General features: G+C 59.6%; 4 protein-coding genes. All 4 read left to right on the top strand.

Translation table 11 applies throughout. The annotated features are described in order from the left end of the window. Positions 1 to 524 precede the first annotated feature (524 nt). Complete coding sequence (locus tag HXS65_RS04775; RefSeq protein ID WP_176493265.1) at positions 525 to 4,874, top strand: Ig-like domain-containing protein; 4,350 nt, start codon at positions 525 to 527, stop codon at positions 4,872 to 4,874. Between the two features lie 176 nt (positions 4,875 to 5,050). Next, positions 5,051 to 6,394, top strand: a complete 1,344-nt coding sequence (locus tag HXS65_RS04770) for a TolC family protein (protein WP_176493264.1) — start codon at positions 5,051 to 5,053, stop codon at positions 6,392 to 6,394. Then, positions 6,391 to 8,676: a type I secretion system permease/ATPase gene (locus HXS65_RS04765; RefSeq protein ID WP_176493263.1), complete on the top strand. Its 2,286-nt coding sequence runs from the start codon at positions 6,391 to 6,393 to the stop codon at positions 8,674 to 8,676. Before HXS65_RS04770 ends, HXS65_RS04765 begins: the two co-directional genes overlap by 4 nt. Continuing rightward, a complete protein-coding gene (locus HXS65_RS04760) occupies positions 8,673 to 9,860 on the top strand; it encodes an HlyD family efflux transporter periplasmic adaptor subunit (protein ID WP_084208736.1) in 1,188 nt (395 codons plus the stop codon). Before HXS65_RS04765 ends, HXS65_RS04760 begins: the two co-directional genes overlap by 4 nt. Positions 9,861 to 9,863: the final 3 nt, after the last annotated feature.

Genomic DNA, 9,863 nt, shown 5'->3' with positions numbered 1-9,863 from the left:
GAACGTGATCACCGCTTCAGTCGTGCTGGAAGAGGCTGACATCACCGCCGACAGCGTGGCGGTCACCATTGCCGCCGACGCCCTGACCGATGGCAGCAGTTACGCCGCGACAGCCGTGATCATCGATGTGGCGGGAAATCGCTCTGCTGCCTCGAACAGTATCGACGTCGCCATCGACATCACTGCGCCGACCGCGCCGGTCATCACTACCATCAGTGACAACGTTGGCGATCTGGCCGCCGCCCTGGTCGACGGTGACAGCACCGATGACACCACCCCGACCGTCTCCGGTACCGCGGAAGCCGACAGCACGGTCACGCTCTACAACGGGGAAACCGTGCTGGGNCGTCAGTGGTCTCGAGACCGATGCCACCTGGGAAGTCTCCCTCGACGGCGGCACCAGCTGGGATGCTGGCACTGGCACCACCTTCACGCTGGACGAAGGCAGCTACGCCGATGGCGTTGTGCAGATCCGTCAGACCGATGTGGCTGGTAACGTCAGCGACGCCGTGAACCTGGGCGCCGTGACCGTGGATACTACGGACCCATCCGCGCCGGTTATCACCACCATCAGTGACAACGTTGGCGATCTGACCGCCGACCTGGTCGACGGTGACAGTACCGATGACACCACCCCGACCGTCTCCGGTACCGCGGAAGCCGACAGCACGGTCACGCTCTACAACGGGGAAACCGCGCTGGGTACCGACACGGCAGATTCCGACGGCAACTGGAGCATCACGCCGATCACCGCATTGGACGAGGGCGATTACGCCTTCACCGCCATTGCCACCGATGCCGCCGGCAATGACAGCGTGCTGTCCAACGCCATCGCCATCACGGTCGATACCACCGCGCNCACGCTCTACAACGGGGAAACCGTGCTGGGCACCGACACGGCAGATTCCGACGGCAACTGGAGCATCACGCCAATCACCGCATTGGACGAGGGCGATTACGCCTTCACCGCCATTGCCACCGATGCCGCCGGCAATGACAGCGTGCTGTCCAACGCCATCGCCATCACAGTCGATACAACAGCCCCAGGCGCACCGCCGTCACTAGTGATTGGTGAAGCCCTCAATGGCGTGAACCTCGATGAGCTGACGGATGGGCTGCAAGCTGAAGTCGCGCTCAGTGCTGATACCGTCGCTGGGGATACAGCTACCGTCATCTTGGTGGACACCAATGATGTAGACAATGTGATAACTGCCGGTGTGAAGCTGGTTGATTCGGATATCACCGCCGGAAGCGTGGCAGTGACGGTACCCGCCGACAATCTTACCGACGGCAGTAGCTACAACGCCTCAGCTGTCATTACCGACGCCGCAGGCAATGTCAGCAATGAGGTCAATCTGGGTACAGTGACCATCGACACGACTGCTCCGATAGGGAGTGTCATCAACTTCACGGATGCTGATGGGGACGCTCTCAATGCTGCTGAAGCGACTGATGTGACATTCGAAGGCACTGTCGAAGCCGGCTTGACCAGCAGCAATCTCACGATCGTGATCACCGATACCGACAATGGCTCCGTCACCGTCCCTACCGAGAACATCACTGTCTCGGCGGCGGGCGAAGTGACTGTGTCAGGCGTCGACCTCACCGGTCTGGCAGAGGGACTGCTGACCGTGACCATGACCGTTACAGATGAGGCGGGAAATGAGAATGTTGACGCCGTGACCGATACGGCGACCAAGCTGAGTGACGTTTTCCTCGATCTGGGCAATGCCAACAGTCTCACGATCTCGGAAGAGGATATTGTCTCTGTGGCAGGCGCTGTTGCGAGCACTCAGGCATTCGCCGATACCAGCGGTGAGGCAACTCTCTCTCTCAGCTCCACCGAGTCGCTCACCAGCAACGGCCAAGCGCTTGATTGGGTTGTCACGGATGAAGGACGTACGCTCACACTAGCGAGTGATGTCGACAACGCTGCAGCGACGGCCGTCATGGTCGTTTCCGTCACCGAGGATGGCTCGGAAGTTGTCTACAGCGCAGAACTGCTCGGCAACATTGATCAGGTGAATGCCGAGTCATCCACGGTGGATGTGCTTGTCACTCTGACCGACGGCGCGTCGAGCACCAGCAGTACCTTGAATATCGATATCGCTGATGATGTACCGACGATTGCGGCAAGTACCGTCGTGGAGACTCTGAGCTCGAATACGGATTACACCGGCTCCATCTTCGATGGTGAGGGTGACTTCGGGTTTGGAGCTGATGCGGCAAATGGGCAGGTGCAGTCCTTCACGTTCAAGGGCCTGACATTCACTGTCTCTGATGATGGCACCTACGCGGATGTGACCGGCACCTCAACCGAGATTGGTCTGGAGGCTGGCGATACTGTCAGCATCGTCGATGGTATTCTGGCGGCCGAAACGCTGTCCGGTGAATCCTTCAGCCTGAATATCGACTCAGGGGACTATAGCTACAGCCATCAGGGCCAGTTCAGCGCAACAGAGGAGGCCAATACGCGGCCTGTAGTATTAGCCAATGAGACCAGTGACGTATTAGGTATTGTCGGTCTCAATGCATTGGATGTTATCGATCTCAATAATGATCAATTATTCAATGCCTATGATGTTGATGAAAACCTGACTTCTGTAACCATCAGCACGAATGGCTTAGTTAGCCTTGTACAAAATGTCACTCTTTTAGGGGGCTTAGTATCAGCATTGGTTGGCGCTGTATCCTGGTCCTGGAGCGAACAATTAGCTACTGAACTAGGATTGAATGTTGAGCAGAACACAAACACTGCTGGTGAAGTCGTCTTAGATATATCAGTATCTGAAGGTTCTATATCAAACCTCAAAGTCAACGAAATATTGAGTACGGTTGAGTTAACACTTGAGTCACCTACAGGCCTGGGTGCTGCACTCAATACTGCTTTAAACCTACTTGATCTTGATACTCTACTGCTCAATATAACAAGCAGCACAGTAATAACTGCCACTGATGCACTGAATGCGACATCTACTCCCGATGCAGATGCCACTCTAATCAATCTTAATGTGTTGAGCACAGATTATCAGCCAGCAGTAAAGGAAGGTGATGATACATCTAATTCACTAAATGCAAATTCCGATGGAGAAGGGCTATACGGTTACGCTGGAAATGATCTGCTAACTGGTGGTAATGGTAATGACATCTTGCGCGGCGGCAGCGGCAATGACGAACTGAACGGAGGTGGTGCGACTGACCTGCTGATCGGCGGCGCGGAAAACGACACCCTGAATGGTGGTGACGGAGTCGACGTCCTTCGTTGGGAGTCCGGTGATGAGGGTACTGTCGCTGCTGCGGCAACAGACACCGTGCTCAACTTCAATAATGGTGGCGTCGGATCAGGAGACATTCTTGATCTGCGCGACATGCTCAATGGAGCCTATTACGTCGATAGCACCACCAACAATCTTGCCAGCTATATCAGTGCCGAATATGTCTCGGCAACTGGTACGACCGTCCTCTATATCAACACAGAGGGTGGATTGACGGCTTCCCCTGCCACATCCGCCAACCAGGTCATCAATATCGATGGACTCGATCTGACCGACGGTGGCACCTTGACGAGCAGTGAGGTCATCGACTCCCTCATCAGCGGTGAACAGTTGTTGGTGGGCACGGAGGTCAATGAAACGGATGTCAGCGTCACGGTCGTGGATGGTGATGGTGATACGAAAACTGGAGATATCACCTTCATTGGCGAGGAGAGCCTGGACTCGGTAAGTAATGTCGCTCCTACCGTGACTGCAGATGATGATGAACTTCTCGGACTAGTGGGACTGGAAGCATTAGGCCTTATTGATCTTTACGATAGCAATGTCTTTGTTGCAGATTATGACAACAACCTGCGATCCGTGGTAATTGATTATAGTGCGCTAGTCACAATTGACGTGGACTCACTCATTACTGCTCCAGATTTCACCTGGAATGACGATTTGGCTATCGCTCTAGGGCTCAGTGTTCAAGACACAGGTGCCGAGTTTGAGGGTGTACTTGGCACCGTCGCTGCGAATGCTCAGGTCACTATCACTGCAGCTGATGGCGGTGATATTGACAACGAAGCGCTAAATCAACTTCTCGCGACGGTCACACTGGATCAAGGAGGTATCAATCTCATAGATGTGGAGCTCTTTGATGCTTTGAGCATTACTGCCACAGATGTTTATGACGCAGAAACGACAGGTACACTGTCGTCACTGGTTGACGTTGACCTTCTAGACAGCAGCTCGGTATTCAGCGGGCTTGATGCTTCCTCCATTCTTGTTGGAGGCGCAGAAGCCGATATTTTTGATGAAAGCGACAGCGCTACCAGTGTCTATCTCTACGGCTTTGCGGGAAATGATGTTTTGACCGGCGGTAGCGCAAGTGATGTTCTCCAGGGAGGTGATGGCGATGACACTCTGATCGGGAATCTAGGCGATGATTACCTCTTAGGCGGCGCTGGCAGCAATATCTTCGATGGCGGTGATGGCGATGACACCCTCGTGACATCCACCCTCACCTTCGAGGTCGACGGCGGCGCAGGCATTGATACCTTGAGCTTCGACAATACCGGGGAGAGCATTGATCTGACTGCGCTGCTGGATGCGGATGCTTCCGTGAACACTGCCGTCAATATCGAAGTGTTGGATATTTCCGCCAGCAGCGATTTGGCGACCACGCTGACGCTGGACGAAGTTACGGTATTGAACCTCACGGATGACGATAACGAGCTGTATATCGATGGCGATGAGGGCGACAGCGTGGAAGCTGATGGGGCGACCACAACAGGCGCCACTGCCGAGTTCAACGGCACCACCTATGATACTTATCAACTGGGTGACGCAACGCTCTATATCGACCAGGACGTTACCGTGAATACTAATAACGGCTAGTCCCGGGATGCGCCTCTCAGGAGGCGCCTTCCCGATGAACAAGTACACACTGAACACGAATAAAGCGTCAGGATGACGCAACTTCAGGGATCACCCTGGGGCCAAGGAGTGACATGATGCCCACCCTATTTCGTTGTCCGTCCGCCATCGGACAGGCAACAACTCTGCACATACGAATGAAGAGGCTTTCCATCGCCATCTGTGTCGTCTCAGCCGGTCTGGCGAGTTCGCTACCGGCCAGTGCTCAGACGACACGTGATCTCGCCGAAGTATTGAGCGATGTGCTCAGGCATGACCCTCGCATCGACGCCGCCCAGGCCAATGTCCGGGCCGCAGGGACGGATATCGAGATTGCCGAGGATGGCTACTGGCCACGTCTGGAAAGCAGCGTCGGCACCGAGGACAATTTCACGGAAGGCGGGTATCGCATCACGCTGAGCCAGATGCTCTATGACTGGGGTCAGGTGGAAGCCGAGATCGAACAACGCAAGGCCGAGCGGGATGTCGAGCGTGACACCCTGGATCAGACCCGCATGGAGATCGCCCAGGAGGCGATCACCGCCTATATCGATCTCGGGGCCAACCGCGCCATGATGCGCCGCGTACGTGATTACATCGAGAAGCTCGAAAGCCTCGAGACGCTGGCCAATGATCGCACCTTCTCGGGCTATGGTGACCGGGTCGAGCTGGACCGAGCCGCCGTCGACCTTGCCAGTGCGCGTGAATGGCTGGCACGCCTTCAGGGCGATGCTGATACCGCCCGACAGGAACTCGAGATTCTCAGTGGACGCCCCTTCCAGGGCGTGGCCTTGAGCGCCCCGAAGCCACTGCCGATCGTGGCGGACCTGGCCCGCGACCCTGCCACTACCGATGCCGCCATCACCAACGCGCCGGCCTATCGCAGTCATGTCAGCCAGCAGAATGCCGCGCGCCACGCCTTGAGCCTGAGCGAGGCCGAGCGCTGGCCGGAATTGCGACTGGAGGCGACAAGCTCACGTTATGAGTCGAACGACGACATGGTCAGCGACTCCAGTATCGGCCTGCGCATCGAGGCACCGGTCTTTCAGGGCCTGACACCCCTCCGTCAGCCCGAAGCGGATCGCGCACGCCTGACCGCCGCCCAGTTCGAGACCGCCTCCACGGCCCGTGAGCTGCGCCGCCAGATCCAGCGACTGTCTGCCAGTCAGCCAGCGGTCGAGGCACGCATCAAGGCACTGGATCAGCAGGCACGCAGCGGAGAGCGCCTGCGCAGCAGCTATCGGGACCAGTTCATCACCGGCTCACGCAATATCGAGGATCTGCTGACCATCGAAAGCGAGATCTTCGCGGCGCGTCGTCAGATGATCGAGCTCAACACCCAGCTGCTCACCGATCAATATGAACTCGCGACCCAACTGGGCGCCCTGCCACTGGTCACCTCACCCCTTCGCGCGCCATCCACCACTGCCGCGACAACCGAGATGACGAGTGCTCACCTGTCCCATTCCCATCAGCCTGTCAGCCAGGGAGTCAGCCAATGAGCTCCGTACAGTCTGCTGCCGATACCCCGGTGGCCTCCCGACCCGACCCGCTGCTGGAGAGCGTTCGCCAGTTGCTGCGCCTGCAGGGCCACGGCATCGACCTCGAACGCCTGCGCCATGGCATGCCACTGACCAAGGGGCAGCTCGCGCCACAGGATCTGGAGCAGGCCCTGTCACGCCAGGGCATTGCCGCACGTCTGAGTCAGGCTCCCCTCGACGAGATTCCTGCCAGCCTGATGCCCTGCGTCGTGTTGCTGGAAGACGGCAGCAGCCGCGTACTGCTGGCCCATGAGTCGTCGCATCAGTGGCCTGAAACGTCGAGCATCGAATCGAGCGGCGAGTCGAGCACCGAGTCGAGTGCCGACACGAGCGACACCCCGACAGACGATGATACGGAAGCAGCCCCCAGCGGCCCCGCCTATCAGTTGCTCGACCCGCTGTCCGGGGGAGAGTACTGGCAGCCACAGGCCGAGCTGGACGCCGCATACGCCGGCATCGCGCTGTTCGCACATGGCGAGATCTCGCTGGATCGCGCAGAAGGTTACAGCCAGACCCGCCAGGGTCATTGGCTGACATCACGCCTCAAGTCCCATTGGCGAGTCTTCGCCGAAGTCGCACTGTCCTCGTCGCTCGCTGCTCTGCTGGCCGTGGCCACGGCCCTGTTCGCGATGCAGGTCTATGACCGTGTGGTGCCGACCGGTGCCGTCGATACGCTGTGGGCGCTGGGTATCGGCGTGATTCTCGCCATCGCGCTGGAAGCGCTGTTGCGCGCACTGCGGGCACAATTGATCGAGAACTCAGGCAAGAAGATCGATCTCGAGCTCAACGATCACATCTTCCGCCACGCCGTGCAGATGCGCCTGGCCTCGAAGCCGCGCTCCACCGGCGCGATGACCAGCCAGATTCGAGACTTCGATGCCATCCGCGAATTCTTCACCGCCTCGACCCTCGGGGCCTGTGGTGATCTGCCCTTCGCCCTGCTGTTCCTGGGCCTGATCGCCCTGCTGGGCGGCCCGGTGGTCTGGGTACCGGTGGCCGCCATCGTGTTGATGCTGATTCCCGTGCTGCTGGCGCAACCCTGGCTGTCACGCCTGTCCCGTGAGGGCATGCGCGAATCCGCGGTCAAGAATGGCGTATTGCTCGAGACCCTCGACAACCTCGAGAACCTCAAGGCCTGCCGCGCCGAAGGCCATGCCAGTCGCCAATGGCAGCGCCTGACCTCCGAGCAGACCCACCGTGGCGTCACCTTCCGCCATGCCGTCGCCTGGCTGACCAGCTGGGGCACCGGCATGCAGCAGCTGGCCTACGTCGGCGTCATCATTGCCGGTGTCTATCTGATCATGGCTGGCGAGTTGAGCGTCGGTGCCCTGATCGCCTGCTCGATCCTGTCGTCGCGCGCCATCGGCCCGACCCTGCAGATCAGCGCACTGCTGAGTCGCTGGCAGCACGTCAAGGTGGCCAAGGAAGGCCTGGATGCGCTGATGGAGACCGATATCGAGCGACCCGGTGATCGCCGCTTCGCGCGACTCGCCCAGGCTCGCGGTCACTATCATGCCGAGAATCTGCATTGGCGCTATGACGAGGAAGCGCCGGAGGCTCTGGCACTGGATCGCCTGAGCATCGCGCCCGGTGAACACATCGCGCTGCTGGGGGGCAATGGCGCCGGCAAGAGCACCCTGCTGCGACTGCTGGCCGGCTATTTCACGCCTACCAGCGGTGAACTGACCCTCGATCACCTCGCCCTGAGTCAGATCGACCCTGCCGACCGCCAGCGTGCCATCGGCTACCTGCCACAGGACATCAGTCTGTTCAGCGGTACCCTGCGCGACAATCTGTGCATCGACGGACGGGATGTCAGCGACATGCGTCTGCTGGAGGTCCTCGAGATGACCGGTCTGGGCGACTTCGTGCGTCGTCATCCGCTGGGGCTGGACATGATGCTGCATGATCGCCACAGCCTGTCCGGCGGCCAACGTCAGAGCCTCGGTCTTGCCCGCCTGATCCTGCAGGACCCGGTCGTGGTGCTGCTGGATGAACCCACGGCCTCGCTGGATCAGGCCACCGAGCAGCACGTCATCAAGACACTTGGCCCGTGGCTTGCCGGCCGCACCCTGGTACTCGCCACCCACCGCAAGTCGCTGCTCAGCTGGGTCGAGCGCGCGCTGGTACTGCGCCATGGCAAGCGCGTCATGGATGGCCCGCTGGATCAGATCATGGCCAGACAGTCCGCCGGCAAGACACCGGCCACCTCCTCATCTCGCCAGCGCCAGGAGGCCTCATGAGCCAGCGTTTTGACCCCGAACTCATCAAACGTGAGCTGGGCGCCCCGGACCAGAGACTGGAAAGCCACTGGTCACGTCCGCTGCTGTGGGCCAGCCTGCTGGTGATAGCGCTCTTCGTGGCGTGGTCCAGCTGGGCAGAAGTCAATGAAGTGGCCCGCGGTGAAGCCAAGGTAGTCCCCTCCTCGCGCCAGCAGACCATCCAGAGCCTGGAAGGCGGCATTCTCGACGAGATCATGGTTCGGGAGGGGGAAATCGTCGAGGCCGGTCAGCTGCTGGCCGCCATCGATGAAACCCGCTTCCGCTCGGCCTACATGGAATCGCTGAGCCAGGCCCAGGCGCTGAGGGCGACCATCGGACGTCTGGAAGCCGAGGTACTGGACAAGGCCAGCATCGAGTTTCCGGAGGAGGTGCGTGACAACGAGGCGCTGACGGCCACCGAGCGTGAGCTGTTCACGGCGCGGCGCAAGAAGCGTGATAGCGCCTTGAATGCGGTCAGCAAGGAGATCACTGCGGCCCAGCGTCAGCTCGCAGTGATCCGCCCGCTGGTCAAGCGACGTGCCGTGGGCGAGATGGAGATGCTCAAGCTGGATCGCGAGATCGCCGAACTCAAGGGCCGTCAGGCCGAGATCCGCAATACCTATCTGCAGGATGCCTACGCCGAGCTTGCCGACAAGAAGTCCGAACTGGCGACACTGGAAGAGACTACCGTGCAGCGGCGTGATCAGCTGGATCGCACCCGGCTGCTCTCGCCGGTGCGTGGCGTGGTCAACAACATCGCCATCACCACGCGTGGCGGCGTCATCCCGCCCGGCGAGGAGATCATGCAGATCACCCCGCTGGAGGACACCCTGGTGTTCGAGACGCGCATCCGCCCGCAGGATGTCGCCTTCATCGCCCCGGGTATGCCGGCCACGATTCGCATCAGCGCCTACGACTATGCGGTCTACGGCACGCTGGAGGGCAAGGTGGAGCGCATCAGCTCTGACACCCTGGAAGAGGAAACGCCGCGGGGTGAGGAAAGCTACTATCGCGTGCTGGTCAGCAGCGAGACCGCGGCGCTTGAGCACAATGGCGAGACGCTGCCGATCAAGCCGGGCATGGTCGCCACGGTGGACATCGAGACCGGCGAGCGCAGCGTACTCTCGTATCTCCTGAGGCCCTTCACGCGTCTGGAGCTGCGCTGAGCG

This window comes from Cobetia sp. 5-25-4-2, assembly GCF_013374075.1.
In the GTDB taxonomy this organism is placed as follows: Bacteria; Pseudomonadota; Gammaproteobacteria; order Pseudomonadales; family Halomonadaceae; genus Cobetia; species Cobetia marina.
The sequence above is the reverse complement of the archived record's forward strand: the minus strand, read 5'-3'. Positions and strand labels throughout refer to the sequence as shown.

Bases quoted from the DNA above. Each gene is read 5' to 3' on its own strand.
- HXS65_RS04760 (WP_084208736.1), top strand. From the start codon at position 8,673: ATGAGCCAGCGTTTTGACCCCGAACTCATCAAACGTGAGCTGGGCGCC.
- HXS65_RS04765 (WP_176493263.1), top strand. From the start codon at position 6,391: ATGAGCTCCGTACAGTCTGCTGCCGATACCCCGGTGGCCTCCCGACCC.
- HXS65_RS04770 (WP_176493264.1), top strand. From the start codon at position 5,051: ATGAAGAGGCTTTCCATCGCCATCTGTGTCGTCTCAGCCGGTCTGGCG.